Origin of the sequence: Pseudovibrio sp. Ad13, assembly GCF_001623225.1 — a bacterium.
Lineage (GTDB): Bacteria > Pseudomonadota > Alphaproteobacteria > Rhizobiales > Stappiaceae > Pseudovibrio.
The window spans coordinates 173,770-190,432 of the sequence record NZ_LMCC01000005.1 but is presented as its reverse complement, the minus strand read 5'-3'; the positions used below and the strand labels follow the sequence as shown (position 1 = coordinate 190,432).

Below are 16,663 nucleotides of genomic sequence, written 5' to 3'. Positions count from 1 at the left end.
TCGCGGGCTACACTAAGAGAGAATGGTTTACTTTTTGCCGCATATGAAAGAAGTCTGACATTGTCTGAACGCTCCAACATTGCTGAATATACCGTCTCCGAGATTTCCGGTGATATCAAACGCGAGCTTGAGGACAAGTTTGGTTATATCCGTGTGCGGGGCGAGTTGGGTCGTGTGAGCAAACCAGCTTCAGGGCATATCTATCTGGATGTAAAAGACGACAAGTCCGTGCTTTCCGGCATTATCTGGCGTGGCAATGCTTCACGGCTCAAGGTGCAGCCAGAGCAAGGTCTTGAAGTCATTGCAACGGGTAAAATCACCACTTTTCCCGGGCAATCCAAGTACCAGATGGTGATTGATAGCCTTGAGCCAGCTGGCGCTGGAGCGTTGATGGCTCTATTGGAAGAGCGCAAGCGCAAACTGGCTGCAGAAGGTTTATTTGCAGAAGAGCGCAAGGTTGCCTTACCACGTATGCCACGTGTGATTGGCGTTGTTACATCCCCAACTGGCGCGGTTATTCGCGATATCCTGCACCGCATCAGTGACCGCTTTCCTCTGCATGTTTTGGTTTGGCCAGTTCGCGTTCAGGGTGAGAGCTGCAGCTCAGAAGTTGCTGCTGGTATTCGCGGTTTTAACGCACTTGAGGCCAACGGAGCGATCCCACGCCCTGATGTTCTGATCGTTGCGCGTGGTGGTGGCTCAATTGAAGACCTCTGGGGCTTTAATGATGAAGCTGTGGTTCGTGCGGCGGCAGACTCTCAAATCCCACTGATTTCGGCTGTTGGCCACGAGACAGACTGGACATTGATTGATCTGGCCGCTGATGTGCGGGCGCCAACTCCAACTGGTGCTGCTGAGTTTGCAGTTCCGGTAAAGGCTGAGATGACCGCTCAGGTGGATGATCTGTCCCGCCGCCTTTCAACGGGTTTGTTGCGCCTGGTCCAAACGCGCCGAACCGAGCTGCGGGCAGCAAGTGCTGCACTGCCTGCTCCACGAGATCTTCTTGCTCTTCCACGCCAGTGGTTTGATATGGTGGCAGGCCGTCTTGAGCAGGGACTGAAGACGAACACGCAGATCCACCGGAATTCTCTGACAGCAGTTTCCTCTGGCTTGCGTCCCATCACACTTGAACGGCAGGTTGCGCAAGGGCGCGAGCGGCTCCAAGTTTTAAAAGATCGTGCCATTGCAGCTTTTTCCAACCAGGTGCAACGGCAACGCCTGCGCCTTTCCAACTCTGCCGGGCTTTTGGCCTCACTAAGCTATGAGCGAGTGATTGAGCGTGGTTACGCTGTGGTGCGTGATCAGGCTGGTGTTCCACTGGCCAGCGCACAGGGTGTTCAGGCAGGGCAAGCCCTGAAACTGGAGATGAAGGGCGGTACTGTTGGAGCTGTGGCTGATGGAGGTGGTGTAACACCAACACCTCCACGAGCAGTAAAGCCGGTGTCAGAACCTGTCGCGGAGGCTACCGCGGAGCCAACTTCTCCTCCAAAGAACTTAGAGGAACACGTGGCTCAGACGAAAGCAAAGCAGGCTAAGCCTTCTCCGAGAAAGAAGAAAAGTGTGGTTGATCCAGACGCACAAGGCAGCTTGTTTTAGAAGTGTTTACGGAGGAATACCCTCTATATCCTCATAATTGCGCAATTAAGAGATCAGGACTAATTTGAGGAAGAAAAAAGGAAGCTACGGCCTCCTTTCCCGATGGCTTATTTTAGAATTGCACGGAACCAGAGTACCAGTCTGTTCCGTGCTTTTTCTATTTTGAACTTAAGTTCAAGCTTCATCTATCTACCACCTCCTTCACCAGTCCACGCTGCTGCTTTGCAAAGGAGATGGGTTTCTGGATGCTATCGAGCCTCGGTAGTAATCACTATCCGAGAGACTAAAGGGTATGTGTGGCCCAAGCGAGATAAAAGCAGTTCAGGCGGAGACACTCGATAATTCAACAGGCTCCTTAAGTAAGGCAAGATGGAAGCTTCCGTTTTGCTTGAAGCCGATAGCTTCATAAGCTTTTGCTGCCGCTGGATTATCAGTGAACAGAACCGATCTCTTTACACCTTGTTGCTTCACAAGATCCAGTGTGAGTGCAACGGCGGCTCTGGCATATCCATTGTTGCGATGTTCTGGTGGTGTCCAGACAGGGCCGACTTGCACGATTTCTGCGAGGGTTGCATTAAACCCGCTCAGCGCAACAGGTTGCTCGCTATCCAGCAAGACCCATGCATTGCCGCTTTTTTGCATTTCCATTACGCGGTTTGTGATGTGTTTGTCATGCTCTTTGCTGGCTTCACCGTCAAAGGCTTCCAGCTCATACGCTTTTAGCCAATCGAACAGTAATGACGTATCAGCTTCTGACGTTGGGATCAGACTGAACTGATCGCTAGTTGCTTTCTCAGAGAGTTGCAGGTCCTCCAAGGCCAGTTGATAGAGGCCTTCACTGCGGTTGGTATTGTAGGCATTTGCGGGAAAGTTCAGTTTGTTCAATACAAATCTGGCTTGCTCACCATCGCCAACCATTCCGGCAACCGGGCGATTAGCAACTTCACGGAAGTGCGTGGTGAGAGCTTCCAGAACGTTCAAGTCAGGTGCCTGAGACATCAAGTTACCGTTCCAGAACTGTGCCAAAACACCCTTTAACTCGTCAGCTTCATCGTAAGCCCCCCAATACTCTCCCGAATAGAGCTCGCCCGTAAATTCAAGGCCAGTTTGTTCGATGTTGTTGAGCAGGAACATTGAGCTGTAGACGTGTTTCATCAAGAACGACCAGACTACCTCTTGATGTTGATTGGATAATATTTTGATTTTCATGGCAATGCTCTTTGTTGGAAACCACAGAGTATGACCCAATAAAAAAACCCGGTCCACCGACCGGGGTTTCTCATTATCTCAATTGATCATCTATTTTACATCAAGGATGGCAAGAAGGTAATGATTGCCGGGAAGGCCACCAAGACAGCTACGGTCACCACATCCGCTACGAAGAACGGTGTAGCACCGCGGAAGACTTCCTGAACCGGGATGTCTGGACGCACACCGGAGACCACGAAGCAGTTCAAGCCAATGGGCGGTGTAATCAGGCAGAGCTCGGCCATCTTCACAACGATGATGCCGAACCAGATTGCACATGCTGCACCGGACATGCCGAGTGTGCTTTCTGCCGCGCTGACATCGAGACCACCATTCAGTGCCATGATCGCCGGGAAGACCACTGGAAGTGTCAAAACCAGCATACCGATTGCATCCATGAACATGCCAAGCACAGCATACCCAAGCAGAATGCAAACAATGATCATCATTGGTGGATAATCGAGTGCGACGATAAACTCGCGGAATGCGTCCGGAAGGCCTGCAAAACCGAGGAAACGTACATAGACGAGTACACCCCAGATGAGGGTGAAGATCATCACAGTCAGCTTCGCCGTTTCGTGAAGAGCCAGGAAAAGCTGCTTGGTACGCATGCCTTTGTAAAACGCAGCCAATAGCACCACGAACGCGCCACACGCACCCGCTTCTGTTGGTGTTGCAAAGCCGAAATAGAGGCTGCTGAAGATGATCAGTATCACGCCAATGATAGGGAACGTGCCGGGTACAGATTCAAAGCGCTCTTTCCAGCTGTAGCCGCCAATTGCAGGTGCTCCGCCCTGCCATGCAGCGATGACGTAAATGATGGCTGCATAGATGAGAACGGAAACAACACCGGGCAAGAAACCTGCCATGAGGAGTTTACCAACGCTCTCTTCCACCAAAATGGCGTAGATCACGAGGATCGCACTTGGTGGGATAAGCGAGGCCAGTGTTCCACCAGCCGCAACCACTGCGGCAGACAGGCGTTTGGAATAGCCTGCTTCCAACATTTCCGGGATCGCGACACGGGCGAACACGGCAGAGGTTGCCGTCGATGCGCCTGATACAGCTGCAAAACCTGCTGTGGCGAAAACGGTGCCGATTGCCAAGCCACCTGGAAGCCAACCTAGCCAGCGTTTTGAGGCTTCAAACAGCTGCTTTGTCAGGCCAGCGTAATAGGCCAGAAAGCCGATCAGGATGAAGGTGGGCAAAACGGACAGTGCATAGGTTACAGATTTAGAATGCGGGATCGTGCCAGCCATTTTTGCAGCAGTCATGACACCGCGTTCAAACCCGAGGCGCATGGAAAAGATCGCGACCATGCCCATAATGCCAACGAACGCTGCCGCAAAGGCAACGCGAACACCAATGATGACAAGAAGCAAGAGCATCCCGGTCATGATGAGACCGATATCAAACGGGGTCATGATGCACCTCCATGGGCAGGTGTTCTCATTTCAGGCCCTTCTTCTCCGTTATCGGCGGAATGGAATGTCTCCTCAATCTCAGCTTTTGCATGCTGAGCAGCATCCATCACGTGCGGTAAATCCAAAACTGAGGCTGACGGATTGATGATCAGGCGGGAGTAGCCAAACAGCTGAAGAACCAGGCGAAGCCACAACAAAGACAATGCAAGTGGAACAATAAACTTGGATGGCCAGGTCGGGATGGAAATATCCATCGTGCTGTCCCCAAAGGTCCATGCACGATCAAAGTGCAGGAAGGAGCCATACATCAACACCGATACAACGAGGAGGATTGCCAGCACACCGAGGAACTCTGCAATCCACTGAGTACGACCTCTGAAGACGCCGATTACCAACTCCATACGGATATGGCCGCCAACACGCTGACAATAAGCGATGCCCATGAACGCAAACACGGCCATGGCTTGCTCTGTAATATCAATAAAACCGGGTACGGGCTGGTTGAACAAGTTGCGTCCAGCGACCTGCACGACAGCCAGCAACATCAAGACGAGGATGGATGTTGCTGCAATAAGGTTGAACAGGTTTTCGATTTTCCCCAACACGCCGTTAAAGCGGAGATAGGCCATATCCGACTTGGGATATGCGGGGCCGTTTGATTTGGACATGTTATCAGCCCGATTTTAAGAGAAATGTTGTGCCCTGCTCTGAGCGAGTACATTCGAGCAGGCTCTTAAATAAACCTCCGATGAGCAGCCCCATCGGATTAAAAAAGGCGCACCAAACAAAGTGCGCCTTTTGATAGGAATTTACTTACCTGCAATTGTGTTTTGTACGAGCGTGAGCAGTTCTGCTGCTGGAAGACCCTTTGCAGACATGTCTTCAACCCACTTGTCCCAGATAGGCTTACCGGCAACAGCCTTGAAACCTTCAAGCTCTTCTTCGGTAAAGGAGATTTGCTTTACACCGTTTGCTTCCAGAGCTGGATAGAACTTGTCATAGACCTTTGCGTAGGTGTCTAGGTAGTGCTGAACTGCAGGAGCTACGCTTTCATCCAGTGCCTTTTGGAACTCAGGTGACAGCATGTCGTAGGCATCTGTGCTGACGACAACCGGACAACTCACAGTGCCTGGGTTCAGGTTGTTGGTCCACCAGCTACCAGCTTCAACTGTTTTGAATGACAGATGTGCGTGAGGTGCAAAAGCAACTGCCTGCACGGTGCCAGAATCGATCGCCTGATACGCCTCAGAAGCTGTCACGGTTGTTGGAACAGCGCCAATGGTCTTCATAGCATTACCAACGCCACCAAGAGCACGCACACGCATGCCTTCAAAATCGGCCAGCTTTGCAGGTGCGTCGCCTTTACCCAGCAGGTTGTACTGCGGCATTGGAGATGGCATCAACAGCTTTGCATTCCAACGACCCAGGTCCTTTTGAACTGCAGGGTGATTGTAGAGCGCGAAATCTACCTTCACCTGAGTTTCCAGATCCGGCACGCCGAGGAATGGCAGATCGGTGGTGGTCAATGTCGGGTTTTTGTCTGCATGGTAAGATGCGCAGAACTGCGCCATCTCGAACGCACCGATGGAGATACCGTCAAGGTTTTCGCGAGATTTGGAGAGCGCTCCACCGTAATGCAGCTTGATTTCGAATTTGCCGTTTGTGCGTGCTGCCACTTCTTCCGATAGCTTTTCAACGTGCTCGGTAAATGCACGTCGTTTGCCCCACAACGAGACATTCCAGGTCACATCTGCAGCCAGAGCTTCGCCCACAAATGCGGAGCCCATTGTTGCTGCGAGCGCAGCTGTCGCAACCTTAAGATTTTTCATTTATAAACTCCCGAAAATAAATTGGCCGTCCTTGCAATAGGCGCAAATCCAGCCCCTCCCTGAATTCCGTCAGATATAAAAATATCACAATTTTCTCAGTAATAAACCTTAGTAATTCGAAGATTTAATGACTATTCACATGCCCCTAGGTTCATTCGTTCAAAATATCTTTGCAGGGTACAAGTGTATAAAAACTCTGCTTTTATTCAGCCAATGAGTTCTTCTTTGCCTAAAGTATAAAGACTTTAAGTATACCTATTTGGGTCGAAACTGGGCTACCTTACACTCCCTTACTTATAATAATAGTGAAACTGCATTATTTTTCAAAACCTTATCCCAATGATTAAGGTTGACAAGGATCAAAGCAGCTATTGCAATGCTGACCTAATATTTCAGGCGAGGGACAACCTCCCGTACCGCTAAGAAATAGAGGGCAAGGAGACAAGGCTTATGGCAATCAAGGACATTCTCACCATTACAGACCTGAACGGCGATCAAACAGCATCTAAGGTTGCTGTTGAATTTGCCCGTCAGGCAGGTGCACATGCGACAGGGCTTGCGCTGGCATTCGAGCCAATCGTGCCCGGTTTTCTGGCTGCACCAATGCCAACCGATTATTTGCAGGTTGCTAAAAATCAGGCCATCGATGCTGCCAAGACTTCTACTGAGAAGTTCAAAGGCTATGCAGAACTCGCTGGTATCTCCACTGAAACTCGTGTGGAAGAGATCGTCACCGGTGGCAGCCTTGAATCCATCATGGGTCATTGCCGCTTGAGCGACATGGTTGTGATTGGTCAGGACAATCCTGAAGCACCTGAGCCAATGCGCGAAATGCTGATCGAAGGTCTGCTGTTCGAATCTGGCGTGCCTACGCTGATCGTTCCATTCATCTCCAAAGGTGATTTTAAGCCGAAGAAAGTTGTTTTGGCTTGGGATGGCAGCGCGACAGCAGCACGTGCAGTGCATGCAGCGCTTCCAATTCTGGAAATGGCAGAGCATGTTACAATCGTGATCGTGAACAAAGGTCTGCCTCTTGAAGGTGAGCCAGGTTCCGACATTGCAACGTATCTTGCCCGCCACGATCTGGAGATCAACGTTGATGTGATCAACAACCCACCAATCGGTGTTGGCGATGCGCTTCTCAACTATGTCTCAGAAAATGGAACAGACCTGCTTGTTATGGGTGGTTACGGTCATAGCCGTATGCGTGAATATCTCGTAGGTGGAGCGACCCGCGACATTCTGCATTCCATGACTATTCCAGTTCTGATGGCTCACTAATTTAGTCGGGGGACGTCCCATTTTGTCTCCCGATCCTTGCCCAATTTGAAGGGGAGAGAGGTGTCGCTTTGCTGTCGCACCTCTCTTCTATTTTGAAGATCAAACGCCCTTCAGCTCCATTGTGAGGGGCATTGGTCTGAATTGAATACCTTAGTAACAGCACCTAAAACTCAACAGAGTTTGACGGGAAATGCGCTATGACGATCTGCAATCTAGAGGGTTTGACCTCTCCACGCTCCATTGCCATTGTTGGCCCAAACAGCAAGCAGGAGGTGGTCCTGCAGCGTCTCATCGACAGCCTTGTTGGTTGTGGGTTTTCTGGTCCTAAAGCGTTTATTGGCTTGTCCGGAACTTCAGCTGATGGATTTAGGAGTATCGCTTCTATTCCAGAGGTGGATGGCAAAGCAGATCTTGCCATTTTGCTGGGAGACCATACTACAGCTGCAGATGACATCAGACTTCTCGGCGAGCAAGGCACACGCGCTGTGGTTATTCCCGCAAGCGGCTTTGACAGCTGGCGGGATGAACATCTTGATGCGCTTTTGAAAGCAGCACATCCGTACAATATTCGAATTCTCGGCCCGGGTAGTCTCGGGATAGCCTCCCCACATTCCAAGCTCTCTACGCTCCTGACAAGTGAGCAAGCTTTGAAAGGGGAACTGGCGCTTATTTCCCGCTCTGGCACCATCTTCAACACCACATTGTCCTGGGCCAAAGCCAACTCCATCGGATTCTCCGGCGTTGTTTCTCTTGGTCGCCGCTTGGATGTTGATGTTTCTGATCTGCTGGACTGGTATGCGCAGGATTATCGGACCAAAGCGATCCTTGTGCACCTTGAGACCATTGCAAACCCGCGCAAGTTTATGTCAGCTGCACGGGCAGCGGCACGCTCAAAGCCAGTGATCGTTATTCGCAGTGGTGCGAGCCGTGACCAACATATTTCAGGCACCGCCCACTCCAGCCGTCTGGCAACGCGCGATTCTGTTTATGATGCCGCTTTGCAGCGTGCTGGCGTGCTTCGTGTTTACGACCTTGATGAGATGTTTGAAGCCGCAGAGACTGTCACCCGCGTTGCTCCATCAGCGGGGCGGCGTCTTTCTATCATCGCAAATGGTCGTAGTCTGGCAACGCTGGCTGCTGACCGCCTTGCGAAGGTTGGTGGCAAGCTGGCTCCTATCAGTGAGGAAACCAAAGAGAAGCTTTGCTCTTTGACCCGGACTGATGCGCGGGCGGACAATCCGTTGGTCTTGTCTGAAGCTGCGAGTCCTGAGGAGTTCAAAGAAGGCATCAGCGCTTTATTGAGAGACCCGAATTCCGACGGTGTGCTGGCCATTGCTGCACCAACAGCTTTTGAAGATTTCTCTCAGGTTGCGAAAGCCTTTGCTGAGGCCGGTCAGGAAGACCGCAAACGGCTTGGCAAGCATCAGGCTTTTGTGACTACGCTGGCTGGTGGTGCCAATATTCCGCGACAAGTTCTGGATGAAGCACGTGTGCCTTGTTATCCAAGCCCGTCTGGCGCAATCCGCTCCTTTATGCATTTGGTCCGATACAAGGAAGCGAAGGATCATCTTTCCGCTGTGCCGGACAGTTTGCCCAGCGATTACAAGCCGAACTTGCGGCTGGCGAAAGAGACGATCCGCGTTGCGCTGGAGAATGGACAGAAGTGGCTGACACCTTTGCAAACGCGGGAACTTCTGCGAGCCTATTCAGTCAATCAAGTCGAATTGCATCTGGTCAAAACCGTTGAGGAAGCTGCCAAGGTTGCTGAGGTTTTGTTCGACAAACACGATCAACTTGTTCTTAAAGTCAGCAGCCCTGATTTAACCTTCAAGTCTGATGTTGGCGGCGTGCATCTTGGCGTTGACAGTGTTGCAGGTGTGAAAGCAACTTTTGAGAAAATCCTTGGCAATGTGAAGCACTCCTATCCGCATGCTGACATTACCGGTGTTGAAATCCAACCAATGGTGACACGCAGGTTTGGATTAGAAACCTATGCTGGCCTTGCAGATGATCCGGTGTTTGGTCCTGTGGTCGTGTTTGGCAAAGGCGGTACATCCGTTGAGGTGGTTGGTGACCGGTCGATTGATCTGGTGCCGATTGATCTTAACCTCGCCAAGGCGATGATCTCCCGCACCAGCACAGCCAAGCTGTTGAAGGGGTTCCGTAATCGACCATCTGCCAATGTTGCAGAGGTCGAGCATCTACTGGTGAAACTCTCTCAGATTGCCGTTGATTTCCCGGAAGTGCGGGAGCTGGATCTGAATCCGGTAGTGGTCGATGAAAATGGCATCGTGGTGCTTGATGCGCGTGTCGCGATCAGTGCTCCGGAGAAACGTCCGGGACGACAAGGCGCGTCTCGCCTGTCTATCGTGCCCTACCCTGTTGAATGGGAGCACACACACAAGCTGAAGGACGGTAAGACGATCCTGATCCGGCCAATCCGGCCTGAAGACCAAGGCAAACTGAAGAACTTTTTTGAGAAGGTGTCGGTTGAAGACTTGCGCCTGCGTTTCTTTGCTCCAGTCAAAGAATTCTCGCACACGTTTCTAGCTCGTCTCGTGCAGTTGGACTATGCGCGGGCTATGGCATTTTCGGCTATTGATCCTGAAACGGGCGATATTTTGGGAGTGGTCCGGCTTCATGCAAACCCAGACCATACTGAGGGCGAGTATGCGGTGATGGTTCAGTCCAACCTCAAAGGCATGGGCCTTGGTTGGGTTTTGATGAAGTTGATTATTCGTTATGCGAAGGTCGACGGCATCCAGACCGTCAAAGGCGAGGTTTTACGCGAGAACACCACCATGCTGGATATGTGCCGCAGTCTCGGCTTCCGCGTAAAGCGCTCTCCTGATGACGATGCGCTTGCGGATGTTGTTCTGGACGTCACTACGCTTGATCGGGAGACGATGAGTTAGATCACCGTCTCCGATATTTTTCAGGTTAACTGGTCGCCATAGAGGCTTCGCGGATCTGCGACAGCGAACGGATTGGCGTAATCGCCTCTGGGTCCAGATGCAGATGCAACAGAGCTGGCTTGCCGCTTGCTTTTGCGGCTTCAAAGGCGGGGCCGAATTCATCAGCCGTTTTCACTGTGCTTGAGTGGAAGCCATAGGCTTTTGCAATATCAGCGAAGTTTGGATTGTGCAGTGTGGTGGCGCTGATACGACCCGGATACTCACGCTCCTGATGCATGCGGATCGTGCCGTAGATGCCGTTGTCGATAACAACCACAATAATGTTTGCGCCATCTTGCGCTGCAGTTCCCAGCTCCTGAATGGTCATCTGCAGGCATCCGTCCCCTGCAAAGCAAATCACATCGCGCTCAGGGAACTTGAGCTTGGCCGCGACAGCTGCTGGCAAGCCGTAGCCCATGGAGCCGGAGGTTGGAGCCAGCTGTGTGTTGTATTTACGGAAGCGATGGAAGCGATGCACCCATGTTGCGTAATTGCCTGCGCCATTGGTGAAGATGGTGGTGTCATCGAGGTTGTTCTCAATCCACTCCATCACCTCAGCCATTTGCAGGTCACCCGTCACCGTTGGGCGAGCACCTGACCATGCCAGATAATCCGCATGCGCTTCTTCAACCTGTGCTTTCCAGCCAGTTTGCTGCTTCACGTCTAATTCTGTCAGAACTTCGCAGAAGCCTGCAGGGCTGGCGTTGATGCTCAGCGTTGGTAGGTACATACGACCAAGTTCTTCTGCACCCGGATGGATGTGAACGACCTTTTGTGCTGGGACTGGGATATTCAGCATGGAATAGGACTGGCTTGGCATCTCTGAGAGAATATCGCCGAGCAGGACAATAAGGTCCGAGTTCTCAATACGTGCTTTGAGTTTCGGGTTGATGCCAATGCCAACATCACCAGCGTAGCAGGCATGGCTGTTGTCAAACAGCATTTGGCGACGGAACGACACGCCAACTGGCAAACCGCTCTTTTCAGCAAACGCCTTAAAGGTGTCGCAGGTCTCTTCTGACCAGCGGGAACCACCCAGAATGAAGAATGGGCGTTCAGCACCTTCCAGCAGCTCTTGGAACTCTTCCATCTGATGATTGGACGGATAAGTTTCAACTGGGCGCATAGCCGGAACACGTTGTGCTTCTGCCAGCTCGATCAGCATGTCTTCTGGCAGGGCCAAAACGACAGGACCGGGACGGCCTGATGTTGCGACATGGTAAGCGCGAGAGACCATTTCCGGGATGCGGTCAGCCTGATCAATCTCAGCCACCCACTTGGCGATGCTGCCAAACATCTGACGGTAGTTGACTTCCTGAAAGGCATCACGCTCGCGCATATCGCGGGCAATCTGGCCAACAAACAGGATCATCGGTGTGGAATCCTGCTGCGCAATGTGCACGCCGGCAGATGCGTTGGTTGCGCCTGGACCGCGTGTCACCATGCAGATGCCCGGCTTGCCGGTCATTTTACCCCAAGCTTCTGCCATCATGGCCGCGCCGCCTTCCTGACGGCACAGGGTGATTGGAACGGAAGCATCATAAAGTGCGTCCAGAACAGCAAGATAGCTCTCACCCGGCACACAGAAGACACGCTCGGCGCCCTGATCTTCCAGCGCATCCACGATTAACTGACCACCGGTCCGCATTGTCTGGCTCATCCCTCACTCCAGTCCTAATTCGATTGAGGCGAAGATACGCGGATTATGCTCTCGTGAAAATCTGCAGTATTTCTCTTTATTATTCCCAGATGGAATGAACTGGGCAAATCACAATGCAAATGATGAAGCCTGCATGACAGATTGAGTATTTTATTGAGTTACTCTTTTTTTTCACTGCAAGACAAAGTCTCTCGCCCTAGAATAAGTCCTAAGCCCGATTGATAGATTGGCAATTGCAGCCTGAAGGTGCACAACATCTCCAGGTATTTTGCTTTTGCGTAGTTTCGATGGATGGACCCATGACCGCCGCCAGTTTTGACGTGGATACTCTGACCCAAAGCGACATCATCAGCTTTTTCACCTCTCCGGAGGCGCACCGGGGGCAAGAGGTCAAGCGCATCGACACACATGCCAATATTGCCTTTCTGGTTGGAAATGATGCCTACAAGATGAAGCGGGATGTGAAGTTTCCGTTCCTTGACTATTCCACGCTAGAGAAGCGGAAAACGGCCTGTGAAGCCGAGATCAAGCTCAACAGTCAGTATGCCCCACAGATTTACCGCAGCACCTTGCCCATCACGTTAGAGAGGGATGGCTCTTTAGAGCTGGCTGGTCATGGCGCTGTCGTTGAATGGGTGGTCCACATGAACCGCTTTAACGAGCACCTCGGGCTGGACAGGGTTGCTGAGGAAAAGGGTATCAGCAGAGAGCTGGCGGTAGACTTAGCGAAACTGATGGTAGATGCCCATAGCCGGACAACACGGCGGGAAGCTCAACCGTGGATTGATGACCTGCTCAATTACACCGACCAAAACCTTGAGGCATTTCGAGAGTTCCCGCAGTTCTTTCCTAGTGACCAGGTGTTGGCACTGGACGAAGCTGCCCGCAAAGAGCACCAACATATCGAGGGCATGATCCGGGACCGCGGCGAGTTGGGGCTCGTGCGTCTAAATCATGGCGATGCTCACCTTGCCAATATAGTGATGCATGACGGGAAGCCGCTTCTGTTTGATGCGGTTGAGTTTGATGATGCGATCGCGACGGGAGATGTTCTTTATGATCTCGCCTTTTTACTATTAGATCTATGTGAGCGAAAAGAGCCTGAAGCAGCTAATGTGGTGCTCAATACCTATCTCCAGTTGGCGCGACAGCCAAAGCATCTGGAAGACCTCCGCGTATTAAGGTTCTATCTGATGATGCGAGCTGCGATCCGCGCCAAGATCGGGGCAGCGGCGTCATTGCACCAAGAAGGTGAAACACGGCGGAAGACCGAGTATCAGGCGCAAGAGTATTTTAAGGTTTGCCGGAGAGCACTTGAACCAACTCCGCCCGTGCTTTGTGTGATTGGTGGCCTTTCCGGCACTGGTAAAACCACGCTCGCTCAAAGACTGGCTCCTTTACTGGGACGTATGCCGGGAGCGGTGCATCTGCGCACAGATGTTTTGCGTAAGGAGATGCTGGATCTCGGTGAGGTCGAAACCGCCAGCAAGGAAACATATACACCAGAGTTTTCAGCCAAGGTCTACGCTGAGTTGCTGGATCGGGCTGAAGTGGTGCTGGCAGCCGGGCACTCCGTCATTATCGATGGGGTTTATAGCAAGTCGGCAGAAAGAGACTCGGTTGAGCAACTTGCCGTAAAGACAGGTGCAGAATTTCAGGGGATCTGGCTGGAAGCTGACGTTGAGACGCTTATCAACCGTGTTGATGCGCGACACGGCGACGCATCAGATGCAGACTCTGAGGTGGTGCGGATGCAGCAAAGTTACGACCTGGGCGAGATTCACTGGGTTAGGCTGGATAGCGCTAAATCCAAAGAAGCTGTTTTAGAACAAGCACGTAGAGTGACAGGGCTGTCTCAGTTACAGTAGTATTCCATTTTTTATAATAATTCCAAAGTGATAGCAGTACTCTATAACGCAGCAATGTTCCTTTCTTGTTTGATTCCCGTCATTGCAAGTCATTCGCAGTTGCAGTTTTATGTCTTCAAGAAATAAGATTTTTGGAGACGTTGATGTCTTTGCTAGCCAGAGAAACATTCGAGCAAGCACCCCATAAAGAAGTCTTCGCACCTTATCGCGAAACATTCGTTCCACCTGTACAGGCTATGCCGCTGACAGAAGCACGTACAGGTGTTGAGCTGAAGGTTGTTCGCCTTGGACGCAACCGGGCAGATGCCCTGAAGTTGCGTTCTCTTGGTTTGACCAGTGATCGTCCGCTTTCCATTTTTGAAGGCAGCGGTTCACGGGCACGTATCCTTTCCATCGGCTCTCAGCGCGTGGCTGTTGGTGTTGACTTGGCTGACACTATTCTGGTGGAAGAGGTTAGCCAATGAGCTGCCACGACACTGGCTCTTGTCGCTGTGAAGACAAACCCCAAGTCCATTTGCTTGGAACTGCCAACTCCGGAAAATCCAGCCTGTTTAACAAGCTGACTGGCCGCAGTCAGGTTATCGGCAACTGGCCGGGTGTTACTGTTGACCGCAAGACTGGCATTTGTGAAACGCAGACCACCGCGCTGGCGCTGCTGGACTTACCCGGCGTTGCAACGCTTTCCTCTCCTGAAGATGACCGTATTGACGAACGCATTACCCGCCAGGCACTTTTATCTGATCGCCCATCCGCACTGGCCGTTGTGCTTGATCCGATTGCGCTGGAACGTTCACTTGCCATTTTACTACAAGCACTCGCGTTTGATGTGCCGATTGTAGCGGTGATGACCAAAGCAGATTTGTGGCCTGCCGGTGTTTTGCAATCAGCTGCTGATCGCCTCTCAGCTGCGCTTGCTATGCCGGTGATCGCAACTTCCGTACACGACGAGCATTCTCTGGCTGGTTTGCGTGATGAGTTGTCAACTGCCGTTCGCTCACCAGACGTCCCCTCCCGTTTGCTGACAGATCCGTTTGATCTGATTGAGCCTGTCAAAGAGCTCGCAGATGGGATCGCCAGACTAGCTCCGGCCTTGTCAGATCAATCCATGCCATTAGCGCATCGATTGATGGAAGGAGACAAGCTGGCGCGTGAGATGGTGCCTGCTGCTGTGCTGGAGAAGGCTCAAGCTGTTTCCCAAAGATGTGAGCTTCGCCTGCAAGACCCAACTGAGTTGGTGATGGCGACGAGTTACTTCAATCGGGCTTATTCTCTCGCGCAACTGATGGAACTGCCTGAGCCACAGGATGTACGCAGCTTCTCAGATAAGATTGACCGCTTTGTGCTTTCCAAGTGGGCTGGCCCGTTTGTGTTCCTTGGCGCGATGTATGCGATGTTCTTCATCGCGATTAATGTTTCCTCCTACTTCATTGATCTGTTTGATGGATTGGGAGATGCCTTGTTTATTCAGGCACCCCTAAGCCTGCTTTATGCGGTTGGGCTTGAAGGTGGTGCACTGGAAATGCTGATCACAGCGCTTGGCGGAGGTTTACAAACTGTCGGTACGTTCGCCCCTATCGTCGGCTTGCTTTTCCTCTGTCAGATTTTCCTTGAGCAGAGCGGGTATATGGCCCGTGCAGCAGTGGTTGCAGATGTCCTGATGCGCCGGATCGGACTGCCCGGTCGCGCCTTCCTGCCGCTCATTCTGGGCTTTGGTTGTACTGTGCCCGCTGTTGTGGCGACCCGTACGCTGGAGACGGAACGCGAGCGGGTGGTGACATCCATGATGGCGCCGTTCATGTCCTGCGGCGCACGCCTGCCAGTGTATGCTTTGTTTGCAGCGGCGTTTTTCCCGGTCAACGGCCAGAACATTGTGTTTGCGCTTTATCTGCTTGGCGTTGGCGTGGCTATCTTTACAGGCTGGGCGCTGTCCAACTCCTTCTACAGAGGGCAATCCACCAGCCTTGCTATTGAGCTGCCGACCTATCAGATGCCGCAGTTTGCACAGGTGATGAAGCTGGTCTGGACGCGTCTGAAGATCTTCCTGTTTGGGGCTGGTAAGATTATTGTCACGGTGGTGGCTGTTCTGACTATTTTGAACTCCGTTGATTTTGAAGGAAACGTTGGCAACGAGGCCAATGGCAACTCTGTTTTGGCTGTTGTTTCCAAACAAGTGACACCAATCTTCGCTCCTATGGGCCTGAGTGAAGATGACTGGCCTGCGACTGTTGGTCTGGTCACAGGCATTTTTGCGAAGGAAGCTGTGGTTGGCACTTTGCAGACGCTTTATGTGACCACTGATGAGGAAGGCGGTGCCCCTGCCCCGCTGGAGACTGCACAAGAGGCCATCAATATCTTCACGACCAGCATTGTGGATCTGACCTCGCAGATGCTTGATCCACTTGGCATCGATATTGGTGATACCTCCAGCTATAACGTAGCTGCTGAAGAGCAAGAGGTTGAGGTGGGCCTGTTCACCGCACTTGCGGCGCACTTTGACGGAAAAGTAGGCGCATTTGCCTACATGATTGCGGTCCTGCTTTACATTCCATGCACTGCGGCTTTGGCCACGATCTGGCGAGAGGTTGGGCGCAACTGGGCTCTGTTTGCGGCAGGCTGGACCACTTTGCTGGCCTACTCCGGCGCTTCTCTGGCTTATCAGATTGGCACCTTCGCTCGCCACCCAACATCTTCTGCGCTCTGGATCATTGGACTGCTGGCTGCAATTGTCAGTGTGTTGGTCTTTATGCGCCAGAAAGCAGAGAGCACCATTGCGCATCAGGCAGCACTGGAGGCCGCAGAATAA

The 16,663-nt window shown here is 52.0% G+C and carries 11 protein-coding genes; 6 read left to right on the top strand and 5 right to left on the bottom strand.

Annotated features, from left to right (window positions below):
• Nucleotides 1-60: 60 nt before the first annotated feature.
• Nucleotides 61-1,596, top strand: coding sequence for an exodeoxyribonuclease VII large subunit (gene xseA, locus PsAD13_RS07685; RefSeq protein WP_063317787.1), 1,536 nt, complete (start codon nt 61-63; stop codon nt 1,594-1,596).
• A gap of 321 nt (nt 1,597-1,917) precedes the next feature.
• Here the strand turns inward: xseA and PsAD13_RS07680 are convergent, their stop codons facing one another.
• The 4 genes from PsAD13_RS07680 to PsAD13_RS07665 form a co-directional block, all read right to left on the bottom strand.
• The gene (locus tag PsAD13_RS07680) at nt 1,918-2,805 is read right to left on the bottom strand and encodes a GNAT family N-acetyltransferase (protein ID WP_063317957.1); all 888 of its coding nucleotides are present in this window, start codon (nt 2,803-2,805) and stop codon (nt 1,918-1,920) included.
• Between the two features lie 95 nt (nt 2,806-2,900).
• Nucleotides 2,901-4,268: a TRAP transporter large permease gene (locus tag PsAD13_RS07675; protein WP_057463773.1), complete on the bottom strand. Its 1,368-nt coding sequence runs from the start codon at nt 4,266-4,268 to the stop codon at nt 2,901-2,903.
• Nucleotides 4,265-4,936 (bottom strand): TRAP transporter small permease, encoded by a 672-nt coding sequence (locus PsAD13_RS07670; RefSeq protein ID WP_057463774.1) that lies wholly within the window; start codon nt 4,934-4,936, stop codon nt 4,265-4,267. The genes PsAD13_RS07675 and PsAD13_RS07670 overlap by 4 nt, the downstream gene beginning before the upstream one ends.
• Before the next feature lie 141 nt (nt 4,937-5,077).
• Nucleotides 5,078-6,097, bottom strand: a complete 1,020-nt coding sequence (locus PsAD13_RS07665; protein ID WP_063302499.1) for a C4-dicarboxylate TRAP transporter substrate-binding protein — start codon at nt 6,095-6,097, stop codon at nt 5,078-5,080.
• 450 nt (nt 6,098-6,547) lie between these two features.
• Between PsAD13_RS07665 and PsAD13_RS07660 the strand changes: the two genes are divergently transcribed.
• Nucleotides 6,548-7,378: a universal stress protein gene (locus tag PsAD13_RS07660; RefSeq protein ID WP_057463776.1), complete on the top strand. Its 831-nt coding sequence runs from the start codon at nt 6,548-6,550 to the stop codon at nt 7,376-7,378.
• Nucleotides 7,379-7,575: 197 nt separating this feature from the next.
• On the top strand, nt 7,576-10,293 hold the full coding sequence (locus tag PsAD13_RS07655) for a bifunctional acetate--CoA ligase family protein/GNAT family N-acetyltransferase (protein WP_063317786.1): 2,718 nt from the start codon (nt 7,576-7,578) through the stop codon (nt 10,291-10,293).
• Between the two features lie 25 nt (nt 10,294-10,318).
• On the opposite strand, the gene PsAD13_RS07650 is transcribed toward PsAD13_RS07655, so the two are convergent.
• The gene (locus tag PsAD13_RS07650) at nt 10,319-11,992 is read right to left on the bottom strand and encodes a thiamine pyrophosphate-binding protein (RefSeq protein ID WP_063306517.1); all 1,674 of its coding nucleotides are present in this window, start codon (nt 11,990-11,992) and stop codon (nt 10,319-10,321) included.
• 299 nt (nt 11,993-12,291) lie between these two features.
• Here PsAD13_RS07650 and PsAD13_RS07645 point away from each other — a divergent pair, with 299 nt between their 5' ends.
• The 3 genes from PsAD13_RS07645 (at nt 12,292) to feoB (ending at nt 16,663) form a co-directional block, all read left to right on the top strand.
• On the top strand, nt 12,292-13,860 hold the full coding sequence (locus PsAD13_RS07645) for a bifunctional aminoglycoside phosphotransferase/ATP-binding protein (RefSeq protein WP_208986491.1): 1,569 nt from the start codon (nt 12,292-12,294) through the stop codon (nt 13,858-13,860).
• Nucleotides 13,861-14,003: 143 nt separating this feature from the next.
• Nucleotides 14,004-14,324: a FeoA family protein gene (locus tag PsAD13_RS07640; protein WP_063287113.1), complete on the top strand. Its 321-nt coding sequence runs from the start codon at nt 14,004-14,006 to the stop codon at nt 14,322-14,324.
• Nucleotides 14,321-16,663 carry a ferrous iron transport protein B gene (gene feoB / locus PsAD13_RS07635; RefSeq protein ID WP_063317784.1) on the top strand — a complete coding sequence of 781 codons (2,343 nt, stop codon included), beginning with the start codon at nt 14,321-14,323 and terminating at the stop codon, nt 16,661-16,663. Before PsAD13_RS07640 ends, feoB begins: the two co-directional genes overlap by 4 nt.